Below are 24,150 nucleotides of genomic sequence, written 5' to 3' on the forward strand. Positions count from 1 at the left end.
AAAGTCCTGAAATTAGCTTATTTAACTTTCGTCGCCGCTATAGAGGCAATGCAGTCTTTAATGCCGTAATTATGAAATTTGCCTGCATTTTCCTTTTTTAAGGACCGGGCACATTCATTGACAGAGTTACGAACATTGATTTTTGGGGTATTGCTGCCGGTCATTTTGGCTCCTATCAGTTGGTTATTAATTGCCTTAGCGCTATCTTGCGCCTCTATTGGCTCTAAAGCCTATTTTATAAAAGATTTTGAGGCGCCATAAAGCGATAAAATCTACTACTAATAATTTAAAAGTTGCGTAATTGCATAATATATTCAAAAAGTTAGCTATTTGCCTATGACGCAAGTTTTGCCCGTAATTCTCTGTGGGGGTTCTGGAACTCGTCTATGGCCGCTTTCCCGATCTGGCTTTCCCAAGCAATTCTTAGTGTTGTCCAATGATGGAGGCAATGAAAGTCTCTTCCAACAAGCCATTCAACGGATTCACTCCGTGGCAAATACAGAAATTAAGTTGGGTGAGACTTTGATTGTTACCAATGAAGAGCATCGATTCCTAGCTCTAGATCAATTGCGTGAACTCAAGAATATGCCTGCCACATTATTACTTGAACCTTCCGGAAGAAATACTGCCCCCGCACTAACGCTTGCAGCCTTATATTCCAAAGACCAAGGCGATGATCCCATTTTGGTGGTGACGCCTGCTGATCAAACCATTACTAACACTCCTGCTTTTACAAAAGCTCTGCAAAATAGTATTCAGATCGCAAAGGATGGTGCCATAGCAATTTTAGGGATTACTCCAACAACTCCAGAAACGGGTTATGGATATATCAAGGCAATTGCAGATAAGACTTCTGGTGGATTTACAGTTGAGCGTTTTGTTGAGAAGCCAGATGCACTTACTGCGAAGGGATATCTTGAAGAGGGCAACTATTTTTGGAATGGCGGTATGTTTGTACTCAAAGCCAGTGTTTGGTTGGATGCTCTAGAGGCGTATAGAGCAGATATTTTGCTTGCAACCCAGGCGGCTTGGAATGCGAAGACTTCTGACGCTTCAGGCGATGCGATGTTTGTGCGGCCAGAAAAAGATTTATTTAATGCTATCCCAGCTGAATCGGTTGACTATGCAGTGATTGAGAAATGTCCTGGCTCTCAGTTTTCAATCAAGATGGTGGAATTAGATGCAGGATGGAATGATTTGGGTGCCTGGGATGCCGTATGGCAAGTGGGCAAACAAGATGCGAATGGCAATGTTACCCATGGCGATACTTTGCTAATCAATGCTAAGAATTCTTTAGTTCATGCAAGCAGTAGGTTGGTGAGTGCAGTTGGTGTTGAGAACCTTATCATTATTGAAACTGCTGATGCAGTTTTGGTTGCAGACAGAAAAAATAGCCAAGATGTTAAAAATATTGTTGGGCAATTAGAAGCTCAAAAGCGCGAGGAGAAGAATCTCCATCGCAAGGTTTCTCGCCCATGGGGATGGTATGACAGCATCGATGAGGGCGAGCGATTTAAAGTGAAGCGTATCCAAGTAAAACCTGGAGCAAGTCTTTCGTTGCAAATGCATCATCATCGTGCTGAGCATTGGATAGTCGTCAAGGGGATTGCTGAGATTACTAACGGCGATCAAGTGCTGATACTAAGAGAGAATCAGAGCACTTATATCCCACAGGGGCAGACCCATAGACTTGCCAATCCTGGTTCTGAGCCGCTAGAAATTATTGAAGTGCAGTCGGGTGGTTATTTAGGGGAGGACGATATAGTCCGCTTTGAAGATACCTATGGAAGAAGTTAATTTAAAAAATTAAAAAAGAGTAAATGTAATGAGTAAGCAAAAAGTCGCATTAATTACAGGAATAACTGGCCAAGATGGCTCCTATCTTGCCGAGTTTCTTTTGGAAAAGGGCTATATTGTTCACGGAATCAAGCGGCGCGCATCTTCTTTTAATACTGAGCGTATTGATCATATCTATCAGGATCCACATATTAATCATCCAGATTTGATCCTGCATTATGGTGATTTAACCGATACCAGCAACCTAGTACGCATCATTAAAGAGTGTCAGCCAGATGAAATTTATAATTTAGGCGCACAGAGTCATGTTGCAGTTTCTTTTGAATCTCCTGAATACACTGCCGATGTCGATGCAATAGGCCCATTGCGAATGTTGGAAGCAATTCGTATTTTAGGGCTTGAGCAAAAAACCCGTTTCTATCAAGCGTCAACTTCAGAGCTTTATGGATTGGTTCAAGAGATTCCGCAGAAAGAAACAACCCCTTTTTACCCAAGAAGTCCCTATGCAGTGGCAAAAATGTATGCCTATTGGATCACCGTAAATTATCGCGAAGCTTATGGCATTTATGCATGTAACGGAATTTTGTTTAATCATGAGTCTAAACGTCGTGGCGAAACTTTTGTAACGCGCAAGGTGACTCGTGGTTTAGCTAATATTGCCCAAGGCCTTGAAAAGTGTTTGTACATGGGCAATATCGATGCACTGCGGGATTGGGGTCATGCAAAAGATTATGTACGCATGCAGTGGTTGATGCTTCAACAAGATAAGCCAGAGGACTTTGTAATTGCTACTGGTGTGCAGTTTACCGTACGGGAATTTATTGCTCGTAGCGCCAAGCAGTTAGGTATCACTCTTCGCTTTGAGGGCTCTGCAGAGAATGAAAAAGCAATTGTTGCAGCCATTGATGGTGATAAAGCCCCTGCATTAAAAGTGGGTGATGTGATTGTGCAGATTGATCCGCGCTACTACCGTCCTACTGAAGTGGAGACTCTTTTGGGTGATCCAACTAAAGCAAAAACAAAACTGGGCTGGGTTCCAGAGATTACTCTTGATCAAATGATTGTTGAGATGGTTGCTAATGATCTCGATAAAGCAAAGCAGCATGCATTGCTACAAAAACATGGCTATTCGGTTGCGGTTGGTAAAGAGAGTTAAAGCAAATTCATGAATATGCTTAATCAAAAGATTTATGTTGCTGGTCACCGCGGCATGGTGGGTTCTGCTATTGTGCGCAATCTGAAAGATAAGGGCTACACCAATATTGTGACTCGCACGCACTCTGAGTTGGATTTAACAAATCAGAATGAAGTACAGGCCTTTTTTGATAGAGAACGACCTGATCAAGTTTACTTAGCGGCAGCAAAGGTGGGCGGGATACATGCAAACAATACATTTCCAGCAGAATTTATTTACGATAACTTGATGGTACAAAATAATGTCATTCATCAGGCTTTTATTAGTGGAGTTAAAAAGTTACTATTTTTAGGATCTAGCTGCATTTATCCTCGCCTAGCAGCCCAGCCCATGAGCGAGGATGCTCTTCTTACGGGAAAGCTAGAGCCTACCAATGAGCCTTACGCGATTGCAAAAATTGCTGGTATCAAGATGTGTGAAAGCTATAACCGACAGTACGGCGAATCACACGCCGTGGATTATCGATCGGTAATGCCAACTAATCTTTATGGTCCGGGGGATAACTATCATCCAGAAAATAGTCATGTAATACCCGCTCTAATTCGTAGGTTTCATGAAGCAAAGCTTGCCAATGCACCTGAGGTGGTGATTTGGGGTACCGGAACCCCGAGACGTGAATTTTTATACGTAGATGACATGGCTGCTGCATCAGTATTTGTTATGGAACTCGATAGGGAGTCCTATGACAAAGAAACGCTACCAATGCAAAGTCACATTAATGTTGGCTTTGGAAGTGATATCACTATTGCAGAGCTTGCTCAAGCCGTTGCCAAGGCAACAGGCTACCTAGGTTCTATTAGTTTTGATTTAACAAAGCCCGATGGAGCTCCAAGAAAATGGATGGACTCATCGCGAATAAATACATTGGGCTGGAGGCCTAAGGTAGATATTGCCCAGGGCTTGTCTTTTGCATATGAAGACGCAAAGTTCAGACTTTAAATCTTTGTAAAGGTGTAAATACCACAACCATATTTTAGGCTCGATGGAACATCATCAATACTCACATTGGGCACTAGATCGCCTTGATCATTAACATAATCGAACCTGTCTAAAGTTAAGCTGTTGACTGTATTTGGCCATGTGAAAATGTCATTCGGATGAAAGATGCGGTGAGCATTAAATTCAATTGAATTCTGATTGGCAATAGGAAAACTAATATATAGTTTTCCCTTTGGTTTCAACATTTTGATTAAATTAGCAAATCCCTTATGATGCCCTTTTGGATCAATGGGGTCGCCATATCTTCCAAGACCAAAATGTTCAATGGCGTGCAGACACGAAATGGAGTCTGTAATTTCGGGCTCTAAAGAGCTGCTGCTTAAATCAAGCTGCACAAAAGAAATATTTTGATGTGGGCCGGGATCCAATTTACGAATATCGATCAGTTCAATTTTTCGATAGGAGGCTACATGCGCAACAAATCCACTAATTCTGGAGCCAACATCTATATGGCGGTCGGGATTGTTGGTCGCAATAAAATTGGCTACTAAAAGATCTTGATGAAAATAGTGACCGGTAGCAAAGCCTGCTTGATGATGGTATTCGGATGTAATGGGCCAATATTTGTCAATTCTGCCCCCATTTCGGGTAAATAGACATGATTCCTGGGCATAACGCCAAAGTAGAGATATTTTCTTTGCTGACACCAAATCTTTGGGATGTTGAAGTAGTAGCTGTAAAAAAATTAGGAGAATTTTTGGCATTAGAGGGTAGGTTATGCATTTTGGGCGGCACTATTAGCTTTTAGGACTCTAATAATGGGATATTTATTGGATCATTATATTAATAATGGCTCACCCGTAGTATAAAATCACTCATCAAGATTGCCAGGATTATTCATGCTCATCGTGTGGCGGCGGTTCTGAGCTTCAAAAGATGGGCTCCATAATAAAGATTAAAGTTATAGGAAGAATTTGATTCAAAATTCTCGAGTTTCTCATTCAAATTTGCGTACTTTATTGGGATGGAGTATTCCAATAGCGTGCTATTTATTCCTAGTGCTTTTCATCGCCCCTAGAAGAGGGGCTCCATGGTTTTCAGATGACGGTTTATTTTTAAGAATGTCATGGGATGCGGCCAATGGTAATGGTTGGGATCAAATGTTACCCCAATCTCCAAGCTATTTATTTAATGCAATTTTAATGAAATTTGGTGTCGTTGAATTGCTTGCATTTCGTATTGTCAACTACACCCTATGTTTTATTGGCTCAATTATTTTCTTTGTTGGACTTGACTCGCGCGGCATCAAGTCAGGTTTGGTACCTATTGCAGTAACTGCCAGTATCCTGGTGTATCTGAATTCAGTTGAGTGCCCTAATTCACTGGTCCTGCATTTCTTCTTAATTGGAGTTGGATGTTATTTTTTATCCATCCGTTCCCGCGCGTGGACAAGGCAGGTTTTATTATTTTTTAGCGCCCTCGTATTGGGATTATCAGGCTTCATGCATGCCGCTGCAGCAATTGCAATTATTCTTATTGCGATTCTAGTTTGCTACAAAGACTCAATAGCAAGAAAGAGTAATTTTCCATACGTTTTGATTACGGTATTGCTCGGATTATGGTCTTGGTATATTCATACAGTAGGACTACCTACTTTATTTAAGGTGCCCGCCGCCCATGAAACTAGTTTGCATGAATTATTTAGACGAATCTATTTAATTCTAAAATTCCCGTCAATTACACTCTTTTATTATTTAGTATTCATTGTGATCTTCAAAAGACTTAATAAGAGAAAGTTCACCGTTGCAAAAAATGTTTTGATAGTAAGTTCAACAGCGCTTGCAGTAGCATCTCTATTAAATAATATTTATTTACTACAGTGGGATGTTCCAGGCTTGATGAATATGCACCAAATTCCTGGTGCAGTCTATTACTCACTATTTTTCACTTTGTTTTGTGCTATTGGGACTTCATATCGAAGTTCTATAAAGGAAAACCTTTCATTGCTTCGCAGTGCTTATTTGTTTGCTGTAAATTGGTTGCAAGAAACTTCCTCACCAACACAAAATTACAAATTTTTAGTTGCAATTGCTGGATTTTTATTGCTTCCTGCAGGACTGGCTGCCGGAAGCAATACCGCCATCTTGGTTGGTTTGGTGTATTTTGCAGGACCAATGGTTGGTTTGATAATGATGATCTCTAAGCATCAAGGTCAAAAGAGTTCAATAGGGATTTATAGCTTTGCATTTGCTTGGATTGCTATTTTTCTAGTATTTACTCTTTATTACAATCATCCTGCCTCAGGGGCGCCAATTGATATCAAGAAAGTAGTTTTAAAAGAGGCGCCACTCACGGGAATCTATGAGACTGAAAAATATTACGAATCTTTATCTACGTTACGCATCTTGTATACACAAAAAAATTGCAAGACTAAGCCTTTAATCGTTTTAGATAACATCCCAACAATTTATTATATTTTTGGGCATTCCGCCCCTAATGAAATTGGTGTGGTACGTCCTTTTTATTATTTTCCTGAAGCCCAAGTTCTCAAGCTGTTGAGAGAAAATGATCATTGGTGCGTAATAGACGTCACAAGTTCGGAGACGCAATCTGGAATTAATAGCAATGGCCGCGATAATCGTCAGTTGGCAAGAGAGATTATTAAAACAAATAGCAAATACTCTCTTGCGCTAGAGTCTCCTGGAGAAGTTCTTGGAAAAGATTTAATTTTTTATTCACGATAACGCTTAAATATTATGCAAAATACTTTGCTGCTTGCGGGCTCATTCTTAATTCTGTTTACAGGAGCAATTGTTTTCTATGGATATGGAAGATTTTTAATAGAAAAATGTTTGGCCTTTAAAAATGCAAATATTGGAATATTTTTTTGCGTTGGATATTCAATTTTTTTATGTTTTTGTGGATATCTAGAGTTATTTAAAGTAAGCAATCAATTGTCGTTTTTATGCTTTATGGCAATAGGTTTGGTTTTGACGGTTTGGCAACATCAAAAACTAAAGCTATTCATATGCCTACAGTTTGAGTTAATGACCAGCCCAAGAAAATTTATTTTTCTTTTATGCAGCTTACTCATTCTGATCTTTCTTGGTTCTTATTTAATAAATTTAGCGTATTTTCCATTTAACGATCGCGATGATTTTCAGGGCTACCTAGTATTGGCAAAGCGCATCCTGGAGGAGGGATATCAGGGTGGAGACGTATTTAATAATAGATTAATTATCCAAGGATTTGGAGGGGGAAATTACGTCAATGCTTTTTTCCTAACGGCGATTCCATTGAAATATTTACACTTACCAGAGGCTGGATTGGGCGTGCTTTTCCTCTGCGTATTGTCTGTAGGTTACGTTAAAAGTATGAATTTCAATCTTTGGTCCATGCTTTGGGGTCTGGCCGCTGTTTGTGTTTACATCATCTTTATACCCATCGTCAATATCAGTCCAATACTGAGCGCAGCCGCACTTGGGTTAGCAATTTTATGTATAGGTATGAGTGCTGAGTCGAAATTAGATTTTAAAGTTGCACTTTTGCTTGGATTGTTATCTGCCGGCCTGACATTGCTAAAGGGAACATTAATCGTTCCTGCGGTTGTTTTCTTTGCCAGTTACTTTGCTACAAGGTTTTTGTACTACAAAAAAATCTGGGTTTTTTATGAATTTGTTGTCACATTTTTTATTTTATGTGCCGCATTGATACCGTGGGCATACGTAAATTATCATTTTTTCAATACATTTTTTTATCCACTCTTAGGTGTTGGTTTGATTAGTTCGGGTGGCTTTGGATTGGTTGCGCTTGATACGTTTTTGGATAATCTATATCAGTACCACCCACTCTACTTAATTACCCTGGCGACATGGGTGCTTCTAATATGCTACGAGAAGTCGATAATCAAAAGAAGTTCCTATAACTGGCTGCTAGTATTTTATTTTTTAAGTACACTCTTTTTAGCATTAACACCGGGGGGCGGATTTAGATATAACTTCATCATTCTCTCAATTCCAAGTTTGTTTTATTTTTTGAATTATTTGGTTTTAAGGAATGAAGTATTTGAGTCGCCTTTGAGATTTATTTCTACCTCAAAAGCTAAGAAATTCATTGTATTCATTGCTGTAATAACTACAGTTCTGATGTCTAATCAAGTAAAGCGAGTTGGGGTTAATCTTTTTGAAAGAGGATTGGTCAATAGATTTATTTTGCTAAACCAAAAAAATTTAGATACCCCGGATCCGCTCTCATACTTTTATTCCAATCGAATTGAGTACTATCAAAAAATTCAAAATTCAGTACCACCTGATGCTACTGTGCTAGTAGTAGTGGATGATCCCTATCTATTTGATTTTTCAAGAAATAAGATTTACGTTGCAGATATTGTCGGAACAACTGGTTTTAGCCCTGGCATGCCTTTTGAAGGCACTTCTATGGATCTTGCAAAATATTTGCTTTCCAATGAAATTAGATATGTGGTCCATACCTATAAGGGTTGGTCTGAAACTAACGATCTTTATGAAATGCACTCTAAAATTGAGTGGGTTCGCAATCAGGTCATTAGGTACTTTGCTGTAAATAAGCAACTATTGGATCTCGCCAATATAACTCATCCTATTTATGATAATGGAAGCGAACGCGTATTTGATTTGTGTACCGGTAGGTTGGCATCCGAAGCCTTCTGTGCCAAGTAGGTTTTAAGGTTAAGGATATTAAAAATGCTCCTCTCGGTCATCATTCCCTGTTACAACGAAATTAGTACGATTGATCTAATTATCGATGCTGTAAATGCGGCACCCTATCCCCATAAAGAAATCATCATTGTGGACGACTGTTCTACGGATGGAACTCGGGAAAGGCTGATGAATGATATTGAGTCATCAGGGCGGGTAAGTAAGGTGCTCTATCACACTGCTAACAGTGGAAAGGGCGCGGCACTTCGTACCGGAATTAGAGCTGCTACAGGGGATTTAGTCATTATTCAGGATGCTGATCTAGAGTATGACCCAAATGAATATCCTCGTTTAGTGGAGCCTATTGTGAATAATCGCGCAGATGTCGTTTTTGGTTCAAGGTTTTTGGGTGGGGATGCACACCGCGTTTTATATTTTTGGCATAGACTTGGTAATGGTTTTTTGACCTTGCTTTCAAACATGTTTACCAACCTCAATTTAACTGATATGGAAACATGCTACAAAGTTTTTCGCAGAGAAATCATACAAGGCATTGCCATAGAGGAAAACAGGTTTGGATTTGAACCTGAGATTACTGCCAAGATTGCAAAATTGCGTTGTCGCATATATGAAGTAGGTATTTCATACTATGGACGAACCTATGATGAGGGAAAAAAAATAGGTTGGCGTGATGGATTTCGAGCAATTTATTGCATTATCAAATATGGAGTTGGCTCTTAAGATTTTTTATCAAAGTTAATCGTTTCCTCAATAATATAAAGGGGGCGTTTTTTTATTTCTCGATATATTTTGCTGATGTAAACGCTAACTAGTCCAATAGATAGTAGCTGTACCCCGCCAAAAAAAAGCATTAATGCAACAAGAGATGTCCAGCCTGGTATTGAAAAATTTGGGTTAAAGATTTTTTGTATCAGAAGAGTCGCTAAAAAAATAAAACTAATAATAGTGATGATTGTTCCTAGTAATGTAGAAAAATAAAGGGGGCGATCGGTAAATGAAGTAAGTCCATTAACAGCAAAACTAAAGTATTTTGATGGTGAGAATGTTGAGGTGCCCGCATATCTTGAATCTCTCTCATATTCAATCCCTATTTGCTTAAAGCCTACCCAGGCAACCATGCCACGGTAATACCGGTTTTCTTCTCGCATATCTTTGAGGGTATCAATGACCTTGCGGTCAAGTAATCGAAAATCTCCCGTGTATTTAGGTATGGAGGTATCGCTAAGTCGTGATATCAATTTATAAAATATTTCCGTAGCAAATTTAAATATTGGATTGATATTTTTCCTTTTTGGCCTCACCCCATAGACAACCTTATAACCTTCTTCCCATTTAGCTATGAATTGAGGAATCAGCTCTGGAGGATCTTGCAGATCGTCGTCAATGATTACGGCTATTTCACCTTGTGCATAGTCAAGTCCGGCTGTAATGCCCATCTGGTTACCAAAATTGCGTGAAAAGTTAATTAGCTTTACAGTGTTGTCGGCTTTTGAGAGTTCAAGCAATTTTTGATATGTTTGGTCGCGACTATGGTCATTTACAAAAATGATTTCATGACTAAAGCGTGGTTCGAGGTTTGCCAGAACTGCTTTAGTGCGCCGGTAAAACTCATGTATTCCGTGCTCTTCGTTATACGTTGGAACAACAATTGAAATTAACATAGGGCTCATCCGCTATTTTCCAAGGAATTTATTTTTTAACTACAGCAATGATGGAGACACCAAAAGGCAAATTGAAATGACGCAGTAGAAATTTCTCAAGACTAAAGATCATCTTGAGGATGCTGTTGATAAAGGGATTTGGCATGTCGATATCTGATGAGCCATTTCTACCTAATAAATTGTTGAGCTTGCGCACGATATACACGAGTGGAAATAGTAAGGTATTGTAGTAACTCAGCTTTTCAACATTAAAATCTGCCAAGTTCAATTTTTCTAGTAATTCAGTTTTGGTATAGCGACGCTTATGTTCATTAAGCTCATCAAAATGCGACCATAGACACATGTATGCCGGAACCGTAAGAATGCATTTCCCATTGTTTTTTAGTAAGCCCCTGATTTTTTCTAAAGAGGCCTGATCATCATCAATATGCTCAATGACATCTAGCGCCGTAATAAGGTCAAATTGATCATCGGCGTAAGGCACATTCGATGGGAGCGACCCCTTTTTGATTGTTCCAGAGAAGATTTCCTGACTAAAGGAAATAGCTTCATCGGACATATCCATGCCTGAAGTGGCCCCTATTTTTTCAAGGGAATTTAACATGAGGCCACTGCCGCAGCCGATATCTAAAATCGTGCAGTCTTTGTTGGGGGCTAGATTGAGAGCAATCGTCTCTAAAACAATCTTCTTCTTAGTCTCAAACCACCAGTGTTTCTTTTGAATCTCAAAGAAAATTCGGTACATTTCAGTGTTCATGAGGTCTTTATTGAGTAAGTGGTTTGCACGTATTCTACAGAGTTAAGGTTCAGTCAATTTAATCCCAGGATTTCATTCCCAAGGTTTAGGCTTAAATTAGCCCTGTTGCAATGCAATATATTATTTGGTTGATGACAGGCTGAGGGTAAAATTGCCCATTTAGACTAATTAAGAATTAATTATGAAAGCAGTCATTCTCGCAGGAGGTCTTGGAACCCGTATTAGCGAGGAAAGTGTATCTCGTCCAAAGCCTATGATTGAAATAGGTGGAAAACCCATCCTATGGCACATTTTAAAAATGTATTCTTCGCATGGAATTAATGATTTTATTATCTGTTGCGGATACAAAGGTTATGTTATCAAGGAGTATTTTGCCAATTACTTTTTGCACATGTCAGACGTCACTATTGATATGAGCCACAATTCTATTGAGGTTCATCAAAAAAAAGCAGAACCTTGGAAAATTACTTTGATTGATACAGGCGACAATACTCAAACTGGCGGCCGCTTAAAGAGGGTGTCTGAGTACTTAGATTCTGATTTTTGCATGACTTATGGTGATGGAGTTGGATCGGTTGATATTTCTGCTTCCATTCAATTTCATCAGCAGCATGGTAAGTTGGCTACGATGACAGCAGTCCAACCTCCTGGTCGTTTCGGCGCCCTAGAGATTGACGGCACTGCAGTTAAATCCTTTATTGAAAAACCCCAAGGCGATGGCGGATGGATTAATGGTGGATTTTTTGTGCTAAATCCACAGGTTCTAGATTTGGTCGCTTCAGATGCAATCGTGTGGGAAAAAGAGCCATTAGAGACTTTAGCAAGACAAGGTCAACTCGAATCCTTTTTTCATTCAGGCTTTTGGCGTCCTATGGATACCCTAAGAGATAAGACAAGCTTAGAAGAATTATGGGCTAGCGGAAATGCTCCATGGAAAAGTTGGGATTGAAAATATGAATTGGCAAGCGCAATCACAGTTTTGGCATGGCAAAAAAGTATTTTTAACCGGCCATACTGGATTTAAAGGGGGTTGGCTTACAACTTGGCTCTCTAGTATGGGCGCAAAAGTAACAGGCTATTCTCTAGCGCCCAATACAAGCCCAAATTTGTATGAGGTTGCAAAAATTGCAACTCAGTGTGAGCATTCATGCATAGGAGATATTCGTAATTTAGATGGGTTACGAGATGCGATGCATGCATCTAATCCGGATCTAGTGATTCATATGGCTGCCCAGCCGCTAGTGCGCTATTCCTACGCTAATCCTGTAGAGACATATGCTACTAATGTTATGGGCACAGTGAACCTTTTGGAGTCTATCCGCTCTTGCTCTAATGTCCGGTCTGTTGTGATTGTCACCACCGATAAATGCTATGAGAATCGAGAGTGGGTTTGGGGATATCGTGAAAATGAACCTATGGGGGGTTACGATCCTTATAGCAACAGCAAGGGTTGCGCAGAGTTAGTCGTGTCGGCTTATCGCCAATCTTTTTTCCCTGAAAAAGAGTATTCAAAACATAAGGTTGCCATTGCTTCTGCCCGAGCAGGTAATGTCATTGGTGGTGGAGACTGGTCTGTCGATCGACTCATACCCGACGCAATAGCAGCATTTGAGGCTAATAAACCATTATTGATTCGAAATCCTTCGGCTATACGTCCTTGGCAGCATGTTTTGGAGCCCCTTTCGGGCTATCTCACGTTAGCTCAGGCTTTATATGAGCGAGGCATTCAATTTAATGGGGCTTGGAATTTTGGACCAAATGACATTGATGCGCGTTCTGTTAAAGAGGTGGTTGAGTTGTTAATTGGTAGATGGGGTACCCCAGCATCTTGGCAGCAGGATGGAAGCTTGACTCCTCATGAAGCTCATTTTTTAAAATTAGATTGCACAAAAGCGCGTCAACAATTAGGTTGGAGTGCACGCTGGTCTTTAGAAAAGTCGATTGAAGAGATTGTTCGATGGCATAAAGAATTAAGCAGTAAACGCGATATGAAAGTATTTATGTGTGAGCAAATTGATTTATTTAATCAATCTTAAAAATTGCAACCTTTGAATGATTTAGAAGTTATTTTCATCTACCTTTTAATAGAATTTTATTTATGACTAAATTAACACCAATAGATAATCAGCTTGCCAAAGATAAAATTCGTAAAAATATTTTAGAGTTGGTTAAAGAATATGCTAGCTTAGACTTTGAAGTTAAAAGTTTTGTGCCTGGCATAACAGTGATTCCCCCTTCTGGAAAACTGATTGGTTCAGAAGAATTACAAAATATGGTTGAGGCATCCTTAGACGGCTGGTTGACAACAGGCCGATTCAATGAGCTCTTTGAGAAAAGATTGGCTCAGTTTGTTGGTGTTAAGTACGCTTTGACCGTAAACTCCGGTTCTTCTGCAAACTTAGTTGCATTTTCAGCCCTAACTTCAACGAAATTGGGTGAGCGAGCAATTAAGCGGGGTGATGAAGTCATTGGAGTAGCGGCAGGTTTTCCAACAACAGTAAACCCTATCATTCAATTTGGAGCGATCCCAGTATTCGTAGATGTTGATGTGCTCACTCATAATATCGACCCAGAAAAAATTGAAGCTGCGATTAACCCTAAAACCAAAGCTATTATGTTGGCTCACTCTTTGGGCAATCCCTTTAATTTAGAGGTTGTGACGGCATTATGTAAAAAATACCATCTGTGGTTGATTGAGGATTGTTGTGATGCATTGGGCACAACTTATAAAGGTCAAATGGTCGGCACCTTTGGTGATATCGCCACCTTAAGTTTTTATCCAGCGCATCATATTACGATGGGTGAAGGAGGTGCGGTCCTAACAAGCAATTATGAACTCAAGCAAATTGCTGAAAGTTTTCGAGATTGGGGGCGTGACTGCTATTGTCCTCCAGGCAAAGATAACACTTGTGGAAAAAGATTTTGTTGGAAGTTAGGCGACCTTCCGGAAGGGTACGACCATAAATATACTTATAGTCACTTGGGCTATAACTTAAAAATTACCGATATGCAGGCTGCCTGTGCCTTAGCTCAACTTGAAAAAGCGCCAGCGTTTATCAAGGCCCGTAAAGAAAATTTTGCTTTTCTAAGAGAGCGGCTTTCTACCTGTGAAGAGTTTTTACAACTACCAGTTGCAACCAAGGATTCGGATCCCTCGTGGTTTGGTTTCCCGGTAACTCTAAAAAAAGATTGCCCAGTATCCAGAGTGGATTTGACAACATATTTAGACCAACACAAGATTGGAACCCGCTTGTTGTTTGCGGGCAATCTCACTCGGCAGCCGTATATGTCAAATATTCAATATCGAATCAGTGGTAATTTGAGTAATACCGATAATGCTATGAGTAATACGTTTTGGATTGGAGTGCAGCCGGCCCTTACCAGGGAGATGCTAGAGTATGCTGCCACTCAGATTGAAACCTACTTGGGAGTAAATTTTTAAAATCTAACGATTGTTCTACCTTGATACTGTCTAAGTACAAATTAGAGAAATTAGACAAAAAATCTCAGTCGAAGGAGAGTATAAATATACGTAAATATAAATAAAAATAAATTACGTTTTGATTTTCCAAACATTCGCTTCTTGAAAGTAAATGGAACTTCAATAATTTTTAGAGATCTTTTATTGCGTGCAAGTTTTAATAATATTTCTTCGACAATATCAAAATTATTGCAGCTTAGTTTCAGAATTTTTAATTGGGCAGCATCATATAGCCTAAAGCTGTTAGAGAGATCGTGGCATTGAACACCCAAAACAAGTCTGTAAGTTAGATTTAATGATCTACTCATGAGAGTAAGGATTTTGCTATTTTCTGTGTAGCCATGCTCAACGTAACGCGAGGCAATCACGAGGTCGGCATCTGCTTGATGTGCATAAAGCTTTTCTATAAATTCAGGAGCATGAGACCCGTCAGCATCCATAAATATAATCTTATTTCCTCTTGCGTTTTGTATGCCGGTTCGAACAGCGTCGCCAAAGCTATTGCCACCAATTCTGGTGAGATATCTGCAGCCATAGGCAGCGCAAACTGCTTTTGTATCATCTAATGGCTCGATGGTGTCAATAACTAAAATTTCATAGGACTTGCCAATACCATCCATCGCAATACTAATGCGCGGTAGTAGTAAGCGTAAATTCTCTTCCTCTTGATAGGCTGGTAAAGCTATGCTGATTTCACAGCTAGATGATTGAGTCATTTATAGGGTCGCTAAATTGGATTTAGTCCAATCGATCATTTTTTGAAGTCCATCAACTTTGCTTATTTTGGGAGACCAACCAATCGCTCTAGTAATCTTCTCTAAATCAGCAACAAATACCTTCTGGTCACTTTCACGTGGCGCAATAGAGTGCCATTTCAAAGATACGCCTAGCAATGACTCAAGTTGACTTAATAATTCTAGAAGTGAGTAGCTATTTAACATGCCGCCACCAATATTAAAAGCTTGGCCTGAAATGGTATTTAACTGTAAAGCAGCCGTTGTATATAAATTGACCATATCCTCAGCATGCAAAACATCACGAACCTGTTTGCCGTTTCCAGAAATCGTAAATTCTGAGCCCATATCAAGGGATTGAAGTACCGCTTGTTGGCAAAACCAGCCAATCCATCCTTGATCATAAGTAGAAAATTGACGACCTCCATACATTGAAGAATGACGAAAGACGGCTGTTTTTAATCCAAACATGCGGGCATAATCTAAGACGTATTGATCAGCCGCACCCTTAGAGCAGCCATAAGGCGAGTGAAAGCTCAATTGCATTGTTTCGGGAAGCCCGTTTGGATAGCTGGGCATTACATAACGAGTTGCATTCTCTGCAAAAACACATTCTTCAAGGTCGCCATACACTTTATTGGTTGAAGAATAAATAATTCCAGCCTGAGGGTGACGTTTTCTTGTCGCCTCTAATACGTTAAGGGTACCTAAGGCGTTGATATTAAAGTCTAGTCGCGGATCCTGTAGGGATGTTGTCATAGCAACTTGGCCGGCAAAATGAAAGATGATGTCCGGCTTGTGTTGCTCAATAAGTGAGTCTACTAATGCGGCATCAGTCACATCACCTTGGACAAATTTAAAGGCTCCTTGGTTATTGAGCCAGTGAAGATTCGACTCTGATCCAACCCTAGATAAATTATCCAGAATCAGTAGGTCAAAACCCTGAGTAAGCAGTGCGCTAGCGATGTTGCACCCAAGAAAGCCGCAACCCCCAGTAATGAAATATTTCATGCTAATGTTTTCCGCTCAAGCTCAATTGTTTTTGTAAGGCCAGCCTCTAGGCTGAAGTTTGGTTTCCATCCCAGCTCAACTATTTTACTAGTGTCGATGGTTGAGGCCATCAATTCATTTTCTCTGTAAGGTAGGGCGCCAAATTGCAGCTCGGTAGTCTTATTGCAGCAGATTTTTTGTACTAGCCTTACAAAATTTTCGATGGTGATGGATTCCCCGGTGGCGATATTAAACTCTTGATAACTAGGTATTGAGATCTTCGCGGTGCGAATAATGAGCTCTAGCGCATTGACAACATCGTCAATATAAATAAAGTCTCTTATTTGTTGGCCTGGAGTGAGCTCAATTTTTGGCGCAAGATTCATTAATTGCCTAATTACATGACTAGTAAATTTAGAATCATCATCTCCAGGGCCATAGAAGTGTTCTATACCAACGTTGATAGCACACAGACTATGAGAATGCTTTTGTAACCATTCCTTAAATTGGTGCTTTGATAAGCTGTACGCTGAAATATTTTTATCTAATAGCGTATCGATATTAATAAAGCACTTAAGTTGATTCCACTTTGAGCAATATTCAATGAGTTCAAGGGGAAGCAAAACATTAGATTGAATCATTTCTGAGTACAGTGTTTTTTTTCTGCCAAAATCAGTGGCGCAATGAATGATGCAGTCAAACCGTTTTTCTCGTGACTCAATAAGTTCTTTAAGATTTTTTGTATCGGCGTCTAAAAATTCTAGTGAATTTATTTCATTAGTAATTCTAAAAACATTTGATGTAGACCGTTTCAAGATCGTGATTTGATGATCCGACGTTTGAAGTAGTTTTTTTAAAAGGTGGCTACCTAAAAAGCCAGTAGCTCCAGTCAGAAGAATATTCATTTATGGCTGCGCATTGAAGAGGCGATTAGTTTTTACTTCTCTACTAAGGTAAGCTTCCACAGTACAGGTGTTTGGCTATCTTCTAATAAGTAAATATAGTCATTGACCTGAATGAGGTCGCGAATCCGAAAGCCAATCTTAATGCGTTCCATTAGGTAGATGCTATTGACTTTATCAAATGCACCTCGGTAAAGAGATTGATCTTTTAAGGATGCAATCAAGAGATTTTGGTTCCATCGATCTAGTTTTGATGATTTTTTAATTTCAATGAGATTAGAGACTCCTATGGAAGGTATCCAGGTATATTTTGGCAGGGTATATTTTTTAGTGAAATGGCGATCATTATTAGGGTCAAGCGGCCAGTGATCTGAACCATAGTGGGTGCCAAAAGTTGCTGATGGCCAGCCAAAGTCATATACAGCATGATTAAGAGCCATAAAGTTGAGCTCATCTCCTCCTTGGGGGCCATGTTCGGTTGTATAAAAACCATTACCTACAAAAGTAAGGCCTTGTGGATTGCGAAATCCTTGAGCTATTGGCTTGACGGGATTTGTTTTGGCTAATGAAATTTTTAACAGCTTCCCGTAGTCGCTATCGACTTGTTGCAAGATACTTTTCTCGTTGACGCCATCAAAATAAAAATCCCCGGTTGTTAGATAAACAGAGCCTTGATGATCAGTTGCAAGGCGACCACCTGCCGACTGCCCCAAAAAAGGCGATCCTGCAACGAAGTATTTCGAACCTTGGTGTTTCGATAAGCAGGGTTTAGTGCTGTAGAGCTTTTTCCAATTATCAAAAATATATTGACTCTTAGAAATACTCATTTCATTTTCAAAAACTGATAGAAAATAACACTTATTACTGATGTCATAATCCGTTGAGCTAACAAATACTTGAGATAGATCATTTGTTTTGGGAATGATTAAGACATCTTTAATCCCAAAGTAAGCGCTTTTATAGTGAACATCTTCTCCTACACCCTTTTCGCCAAACTCTTTCACAAATTCTGATTTTGATGTCGGTAAATTAATTTGAGGCCCTACAACAAATTGATCGTCTTTGATAAGCAATACTTTGCCATCACCATCGGCAAAAAATAATTTATCACCCAATAATTCAAGACCCCCATAAGTTGCACTTGATGAAAATTGAGGTGCATTTTTGTCGCTAGATTGAAGATCTTTTTCTAAACCTGCATCTCCAGATTTCAGCCCAAAGGTAGTTTTATAGGGCATCATTTCAAATTGGTAGTAGGCAGAATCAATAATAATTTTTGTTGGCGCGCTAGATTTTATATAGCCTTTTCGAACTAAATAAGCTTCTACTTTGAGTGGAATATGCGACTTCGAAATTGCTAGACCAATGATTGCAATAAAAATTGGCATTAGGATAAAGAGCTTTTTGCGGGAGAATATTTTCATGATGAAGAAAGGGGTTGAAAATCAGAAAAGAGATAACTCTTTCCAATAACAGTATTTTATAAGAAATACTTCGGGTTGGATAACTACCAGCTTATTACTTTAATTAGGGCCATTCTTTTCAATTAGATTAAGGAAGGCATTACTTTGGTCGATAGCGAATAGCTTTGTAATCATCAAAATCAATTTGATGGGTGCGATCGTAAAATACATCATGGTCTGTCAAAATGACATCAATATTTGGTAAGCTTTTGTCATACAAAAGCCAGCCAGAGCGCCCTAATTTTTGTGCGCCCTTTTGGAGGTAGTAACGACGTTTCTCGGATGGAAATCTCCAGAAATTTACTGGGCCATGCAGCGTATTCCAAGGTGGGTAAATTTCTCCCGCATCGACTAACCACCAACTATCGTAAGTTTCAACCGATTCATGAAAGTTTTCATGAATATAGGCAATTGCTCTATTTACAGTCTTTGCCTTTTTAGCCTCAATTTCTGATCTAGGTATTGTCTGAAATGGATCTTGAGTTTGACGATTAAAGCGGTCTATTAGATCTTTAGGAGCATCAATTAAAAAATGGGCTAGAGAAGTATGGGTATCTAAATAAAATTGATTGATGATTTGGCTCCACCCCGAAAATAACGAAGCCCATCCAACGATTGAAGAAAGCAAAATGGCACAGACATTTTGTCTAATGTCTTGGCGCAGCTGACCAAAGATTGAGAAGAGCAGCAGGGAAAAATAGGGCAGTAAATCTGCCAATACGCTGTCATGGCTATGACTTAAAAAATAAGAAAAATTTGCAAAACACAGTAAAGCGGTTAGCCAGATTGCGAGAGCATTATTTCTAGGGATCGCCAAATAGTCCTTGGAGCTACTAAGGCTAAAGAAAATAAAACTACAGGCAATAGCAAACCAGATCATGCCATTTGAATTTACCTTCTCATGTTCTGCTTGTTGAAACTGAAGGTAAGTGAGGTATTGAGTTAAATCTGGCCATGCGCCTAAAAATGAGTAGAAAATAAGGCATAAAAAGCCAATGCCAATCATAAACACTAAAAACAGTTCGATAGATGCTTGTAGCAGTGTTGCAAATGATGGGGCGGGATAGCGAAACCAAATAAATAATGGCACCCAAATAACGCTTGATTGAATTGCGGCTTCAGGGGACCACGCAAAGCAAGCTATCCACAAGAAGTGAGTAAATATAGTTTTAATGCTCAGTGGCGAGATGGATTTTTGTAAGTCAATTACTATCGATATAGAAATAGAAAAAACCAGTAGGGCTGGTAAGAAGCGTAATGCAGAGATTGAGGGAAACGTGGTGATTGAGAGAATTTCATGCTGATATGGAGGCCAGAGTAAGCAAGAAGAAATACCGACGGATATTGCCAAGAAAACGCTTAACGGATTCTTCAGTTTTCCCAGCTTTAGCGAAAGATAAATAATTAATGCTGTAAAGATTATTGGCCCAATACTTGTAATCCAAAACATGGCATACCAGCAGTTCCATGTGCATCCTAAGGCAATTGTGCTTACGGGACCAAGGCCATACAAGAGCGGAATATCATTGAATGGTTTAATTCCATCTGCTAATAATTGTGCCTGACCAATATAGGCACCCCAATGATGCCATTGATAAAAGCTATCTATTTTTAAATTTTGATTAACTGTTAATGCTAGATAACAAATTGCTACTGCAGCAAAACAATAGAGTATCGAGCACACCATAGTATTGATAACGCTATTTTTATGTCCTTGATGCAATTTTTGTAAGAGTAGAAAACCAATTGAAGTAATTCCTAAAACTTGCACCGACTGTATTAGGGGAAGTGTGAGGCGGTTATGGCCATCATGCATCCATGAGGATAAAAAAGAAGCTATTAAAAATCCTAAACAAATTGAGACTGTCTTAATAATTAATTCGCTACGCTTTTGATCTGTCTCTGAGTACCCCAATGCAATGCTGAAAAGAATGGCTAAGCCAACAAACGATAGTGGTAGCAGTATCAGGCTGGCAATAAAAATCAGAGAGGATAGAGCAATAAAAGATTTCTTTGAGAAAATACTTTCTGAATTTAGCTGGCCTAAATAAGAATTCTGAGAGATTAAATATCGTTTGGGGTAGATAAATACTAGAATGAGCCCAAGAATCACATAGCTAATTTGTAAGATGTATTTGCCCATGGGTCAATTCAGATGTCTTTTAGGGAATTTAGTGGGTGAACTTCTTCAGACTTAAAGGTGCATTGTATCGTTCATATAGGCTCTGATTGTATGATTATTCAAGATTTATAGGCCATTTATGGCTTTGCCCTGGTGCAACATGTGGGCTGTCGATTTAGTGCAGGTGGCTTAAAATGCGTTAAATGACAGATTCAAAAAATTCAATAAGTTTTTTAATAGCCGGAGCAGCCAATACAATTTTCGGTTATGTTTCTGCGCTCATTATCTACAAATTCCTCTATGAAGAAATTGGTTTAATTGCGGTATCGGTTCTGTCCAATATTATTTCAATTTCGTTTGCATTTTTAAGCTACAAAATTTTTGTTTTCAAAACCAAAGGCAATTGGATCAAAGAGTATCTCAGGTGTTATCTGGTCTATGGCATTAGCGCCGGTATGAGCATTGCAATGCTATGGATCTTAGTGAGGTTGATTGGACTTCCATTCTGGCTTGCGCAAGGCTTATCGATTGCAATAATTGTTCTGTTTTCATTCTTTGCACATAAGAACTTTACCTTCAGTAGTATTGATCGAGCCAATACTAAAGCCTAGGCTTTCAATTGCTGCGACCAAAAAATAGTTTGAGGAAGCTAAGTGACGGTTCGATTGGATTGAGACTTTTCAGTGCTGAGGGTTAAGCCGCAGAAAAAAGCAGTCATAAAAAATAATAGCTCTGTAAAATGTCCCCCGGCAGTTTCGGTAGTTAAGTAGGCAGCCGTTAAAAGTGGAATAGTCCAAGACGTATACGAGAACCAAATTCCTTTTTGGAATAAAGATCTGTACCAAGAGCTCCATAGCGGAATCAGCACCAACATTAATCCCGGGATGCCAAGTCCCAATGCAAAGTCTAGCCATCCACTGTGTGTTGCGCCACGAAGATTGCCAACCGGTTTATAAAAATCTGACCACTTTTCAAGTGCTAACCAACCAAAAGAGTGATGAATTAACCCAAAACCCAGTGGGTTTTCAGTCAGCAAGCGGGTGCCAGCGGTGAACCACGCAGCTCTCTCATAAGTGCTTGAATCAACGGCATTCCCAAGTGGGTTAATTGGTATGGGATAAGTATTTCGGTTTTTCCAGTGGTTCTGGTGATCAATATCAGCACCGATTTTGGCGTCCAGTAGTAGGGGTGGATATGCAGTGTTAGTGCTTATGTGAGTATATATTCCTAAGTAGCCTGCGAAAATTGCCCCCATTAATGGAACCCAAAAAATTTTTCGCCAACGTGCGCTTTTGAAGAAAGCAAAAATCAGATTAACGGTAAAAATAAGAAAACTTATAAGCAAAACTACCATACCATTTTTTGTATTTACAAAAAAACTTATGAATAGACAGCCTGCAATTAAGGTCAGGCAAGCGAGGACCCACCACCTATTGATTTTATTTCTTAGGGCCTCAAGTAAAAGTATGAAGCAAAGAGGCGTTAGTAATACATTTGTTATTACAAATGGAACTTTTGCCTTATAAGGGGGTAATAGATGGTTGATATAAAGAGGCTTATCAGTAAATATAATTTGACTTAGAGACCCTATAAGGGTAAAAATCAGGACCCCAGAAAATCCAATTATTATTATTGCTAATACTTTAGAAAAGAGCCAAACGGCATCTGGCTCGTGTAGAGTTGATGTTTTATAAATAATTAAACCAAGTCCCACGCCTATGGTGGTTGCGAGAAGGCACCGTATCCAGATGCTGAGGAGCTCAGCAAGCTGAAGTTCAGGCTGATGTGACAAAAAAGCAAGGTGAAATAGCAGCCAGACATAAAACCCTAAGAGTAGCCAAATAGGCCAGGCGTAAATTGCCAGAAGGTAGCTTTTGTATCTATTTAAAAAGAAAAGGCTTGCTAATGACCCTATGACTAATATGATGTGTCTCAGAGCGATGGTGCCAGGAAGGGGCCAAATTGCAACAAGAGTAGCCGAGCAAATAACAATGATTAGCGCTATTAGTTTTTGAGGCAGACGGATGTATGTAGACATTTTGTAAGGCCATCCTATCAAAAAAAAGTCGTAGTAATTTAAACTTTTATAAATTAAAGTTATAGAAAATTTAGCTAATTAAATCTCATATAATGGTTTCAACAGTGTAAAAAACAAAAAAATTGGAGTAAAAATTGACTCACCATGTAGATAATAATCAGGCAGAATCAGATGTTGCAGTTAGTTTTTTTGATTTTATTAATGCTCACCTAATTATAATTAAATCAATTGTTTTTTCGATTATTATCGGCATATTTTTAGGCTTGGGAATTTGGTTTTTTGCTGGTAATTATGTTGCTGTGCTTACCTTAAACACCAACACCAACACCAACACCAACACCAACACCAACACCAACACCAACACCAACACCAACACCAACACCAACAACAGCAGACTGAGTCTGATGTCCTTGAAGGTGTTGCAAAAAAGCCTCCCCAACCTAGCCGCTCAAATAGTTGGTGATTCCATGGCTCCTAATGGACAGGAATCGTTGTATAGCTCTCTATCAAGCGAGAAGTGGTGGTTAAAAAATCTCACAGCAAATTATGCATTTTCAAAAGCTGATACTAAGGATCTGTTAACCATAAGCAAAGACTTAGATCTTGCATCAACAACCATTCTGAGTTTGTCAATATCAGTATCAGGTTCAAGTGCAGGGCAATCTATTGAGAATCTAAAGGGAGCTATAAAGTTTTTTCGTACGGGCGGGGCTTTTTTGGAGGTGAGAGGCCTACTTAATGATTATAAGAATCTGACTATCGTTGAGACTGCCGAACTTCAAAAACAAATTAGTCTTAACGAGTTAGAGTTAGGCTATGTTGAAAAGCGCCTGAAGCAATATGAAGAGCTAAAAAAACGCTATCCATCCTCATCGGATGTTGGAACTAAATTTATGATAGACGGAAAAGATGGTAATTCCAAGTTTTTACCTATAGACGCTCAAATTATTGCATGCAACACTGATGTGAATCGAATTAAAGAGGTTTTAGAGAGGTTACGCGGTCAATTGATTGGCATTGAAACTTTGAAAAGTTTCAATGATGAAGCCGAGCCTTTGATGAGAAAAAACTACGATGGGCTGGCCTTAATCAAGCAATTATTAGGTATTGTTTCAAAAATGCAACTTCAGCTTTCAGGTGTAGAGTTTTCCAGTAAGCAGCAACTTACCAGAGTGAATGCTGAGCTTCTTTCGATTAATGAAAAATATGAGACCGGGCTGAGCGCAAATGCTCCGCCCGTCATCAAAAAAGTTGCAATGGTTAAAACAATTGTCTTTAGTATTTTTCTGATCCTAAGTATTTTACTTGGTTGGCATATTGTTAAATTTATCAGTCTTAATATGCGAAAAATAACGTAAATTATTTTTCCTTACA

Annotated in this window: 21 protein-coding genes; 11 read left to right on the plus strand and 10 right to left on the minus strand. The window is 39.2% G+C overall.

Annotated features, from left to right (window positions below):
* Positions 1-17 precede the first annotated feature (17 nt).
* Positions 18-164, minus strand: coding sequence for a hypothetical protein (locus ICV38_RS01550; RefSeq protein WP_215382014.1), 147 nt, complete (start codon positions 162-164; stop codon positions 18-20).
* 172 nt (positions 165-336) lie between these two features.
* Here ICV38_RS01550 and ICV38_RS01555 point away from each other — a divergent pair, with 172 nt between their 5' ends.
* From ICV38_RS01555 to ICV38_RS01565, 3 genes are read left to right on the plus strand one after another with little or no spacing between them, the layout of a single operon-like run.
* Positions 337-1,797, plus strand: a complete 1,461-nt coding sequence (locus ICV38_RS01555) for a mannose-1-phosphate guanylyltransferase/mannose-6-phosphate isomerase (RefSeq protein WP_215382015.1) — start codon at positions 337-339, stop codon at positions 1,795-1,797.
* 28 nt (positions 1,798-1,825) lie between these two features.
* Positions 1,826-2,953, plus strand: coding sequence for a GDP-mannose 4,6-dehydratase (gene gmd, locus ICV38_RS01560; protein WP_215382016.1), 1,128 nt, complete (start codon positions 1,826-1,828; stop codon positions 2,951-2,953).
* A gap of 9 nt (positions 2,954-2,962) precedes the next feature.
* Complete coding sequence (locus ICV38_RS01565) at positions 2,963-3,931, plus strand: GDP-L-fucose synthase (protein WP_305848974.1); 969 nt, start codon at positions 2,963-2,965, stop codon at positions 3,929-3,931.
* Here ICV38_RS01565 and ICV38_RS01570 read toward each other — a convergent pair.
* Positions 3,928-4,695 (minus strand): DUF268 domain-containing protein, encoded by a 768-nt coding sequence (locus ICV38_RS01570; RefSeq protein WP_215382017.1) that lies wholly within the window; start codon positions 4,693-4,695, stop codon positions 3,928-3,930. The two genes, ICV38_RS01565 and ICV38_RS01570, sit on opposite strands and share 4 nt — an antisense overlap.
* A 243-nt stretch (positions 4,696-4,938) precedes the next feature.
* Between ICV38_RS01570 and ICV38_RS01575 the strand changes: the two genes are divergently transcribed.
* From ICV38_RS01575 to ICV38_RS01585, 3 genes are read left to right on the plus strand one after another with little or no spacing between them, the layout of a single operon-like run.
* Positions 4,939-6,675: a hypothetical protein gene (locus ICV38_RS01575; protein WP_215382018.1), complete on the plus strand. Its 1,737-nt coding sequence runs from the start codon at positions 4,939-4,941 to the stop codon at positions 6,673-6,675.
* Between the two features lie 12 nt (positions 6,676-6,687).
* Positions 6,688-8,628, plus strand: a complete 1,941-nt coding sequence (locus tag ICV38_RS01580) for a hypothetical protein (protein ID WP_215382019.1) — start codon at positions 6,688-6,690, stop codon at positions 8,626-8,628.
* A 24-nt stretch (positions 8,629-8,652) separates the two neighbouring features.
* Positions 8,653-9,348 carry a glycosyltransferase family 2 protein gene (locus ICV38_RS01585; protein WP_215382020.1) on the plus strand — a complete coding sequence of 232 codons (696 nt, stop codon included), beginning with the start codon at positions 8,653-8,655 and terminating at the stop codon, positions 9,346-9,348.
* Here ICV38_RS01585 and ICV38_RS01590 read toward each other — a convergent pair.
* The gene (locus ICV38_RS01590; RefSeq protein ID WP_215382021.1) at positions 9,345-10,298 is read right to left on the minus strand and encodes a glycosyltransferase family 2 protein; all 954 of its coding nucleotides are present in this window, start codon (positions 10,296-10,298) and stop codon (positions 9,345-9,347) included. The genes ICV38_RS01585 and ICV38_RS01590 overlap by 4 nt on opposite strands.
* Positions 10,299-10,317: 19 nt before the next feature.
* The gene (locus ICV38_RS01595) at positions 10,318-11,046 is read right to left on the minus strand and encodes a bifunctional 2-polyprenyl-6-hydroxyphenol methylase/3-demethylubiquinol 3-O-methyltransferase UbiG (RefSeq protein ID WP_215382022.1); all 729 of its coding nucleotides are present in this window, start codon (positions 11,044-11,046) and stop codon (positions 10,318-10,320) included.
* A 181-nt stretch (positions 11,047-11,227) separates the two neighbouring features.
* Between ICV38_RS01595 and rfbF the strand changes: the two genes are divergently transcribed.
* The 3 genes from rfbF to rfbH all read left to right on the plus strand — a co-directional run bounded on the left by rfbF (position 11,228) and on the right by rfbH (position 14,488).
* Positions 11,228-11,995 carry a glucose-1-phosphate cytidylyltransferase gene (gene rfbF, locus ICV38_RS01600; RefSeq protein ID WP_215382023.1) on the plus strand — a complete coding sequence of 256 codons (768 nt, stop codon included), beginning with the start codon at positions 11,228-11,230 and terminating at the stop codon, positions 11,993-11,995.
* Positions 11,970-13,082 (plus strand): CDP-glucose 4,6-dehydratase, encoded by a 1,113-nt coding sequence (rfbG, locus tag ICV38_RS01605; RefSeq protein ID WP_251368178.1) that lies wholly within the window; start codon positions 11,970-11,972, stop codon positions 13,080-13,082. The genes rfbF and rfbG overlap by 26 nt, the downstream gene beginning before the upstream one ends.
* A gap of 62 nt (positions 13,083-13,144) precedes the next feature.
* Positions 13,145-14,488, plus strand: coding sequence for a lipopolysaccharide biosynthesis protein RfbH (gene rfbH / locus ICV38_RS01610; protein ID WP_215382024.1), 1,344 nt, complete (start codon positions 13,145-13,147; stop codon positions 14,486-14,488).
* Positions 14,489-14,538: 50 nt separating this feature from the next.
* Here the strand turns inward: rfbH and ICV38_RS01615 are convergent, their stop codons facing one another.
* From ICV38_RS01615 to ICV38_RS01635, 5 genes are all read right to left on the minus strand, one after another.
* Complete coding sequence (locus ICV38_RS01615) at positions 14,539-15,243, minus strand: glycosyltransferase (RefSeq protein ID WP_215382025.1); 705 nt, start codon at positions 15,241-15,243, stop codon at positions 14,539-14,541.
* Positions 15,244-16,272, minus strand: a complete 1,029-nt coding sequence (locus ICV38_RS01620; RefSeq protein WP_215382026.1) for a GDP-mannose 4,6-dehydratase — start codon at positions 16,270-16,272, stop codon at positions 15,244-15,246.
* Positions 16,269-17,156 (minus strand): NAD(P)-dependent oxidoreductase, encoded by an 888-nt coding sequence (locus ICV38_RS01625; RefSeq protein ID WP_215382027.1) that lies wholly within the window; start codon positions 17,154-17,156, stop codon positions 16,269-16,271. Before ICV38_RS01625 ends, ICV38_RS01620 begins: the two co-directional genes overlap by 4 nt.
* A 32-nt stretch (positions 17,157-17,188) precedes the next feature.
* A complete protein-coding gene (locus tag ICV38_RS01630; protein WP_215382028.1) occupies positions 17,189-18,577 on the minus strand; it encodes a PQQ-dependent sugar dehydrogenase in 1,389 nt (462 codons plus the stop codon).
* Positions 18,578-18,716: 139 nt separating this feature from the next.
* Positions 18,717-20,759, minus strand: a complete 2,043-nt coding sequence (locus ICV38_RS01635) for a hypothetical protein (protein WP_215382029.1) — start codon at positions 20,757-20,759, stop codon at positions 18,717-18,719.
* Between the two features lie 182 nt (positions 20,760-20,941).
* Between ICV38_RS01635 and ICV38_RS01640 the strand changes: the two genes are divergently transcribed.
* Entirely contained in the window at positions 20,942-21,349 is a 408-nt protein-coding gene (locus ICV38_RS01640; protein WP_215382030.1) for a GtrA family protein, read from the plus strand.
* A gap of 38 nt (positions 21,350-21,387) precedes the next feature.
* Here ICV38_RS01640 and ICV38_RS01645 read toward each other — a convergent pair whose 3' ends face one another.
* A complete protein-coding gene (locus tag ICV38_RS01645; RefSeq protein ID WP_215382031.1) occupies positions 21,388-22,776 on the minus strand; it encodes an O-antigen ligase family protein in 1,389 nt (462 codons plus the stop codon).
* A gap of 467 nt (positions 22,777-23,243) precedes the next feature.
* Here ICV38_RS01645 and ICV38_RS01650 point away from each other — a divergent pair, with 467 nt between their 5' ends.
* Positions 23,244-24,134 (plus strand): hypothetical protein, encoded by an 891-nt coding sequence (locus ICV38_RS01650; RefSeq protein WP_215382032.1) that lies wholly within the window; start codon positions 23,244-23,246, stop codon positions 24,132-24,134.
* The last annotated feature ends 16 nt before the right edge of the window (positions 24,135-24,150 follow it).

The organism is Polynucleobacter sp. MG-6-Vaara-E2, from assembly GCF_018687695.1.
Classification (GTDB): Bacteria; Pseudomonadota; Gammaproteobacteria; order Burkholderiales; family Burkholderiaceae; genus Polynucleobacter.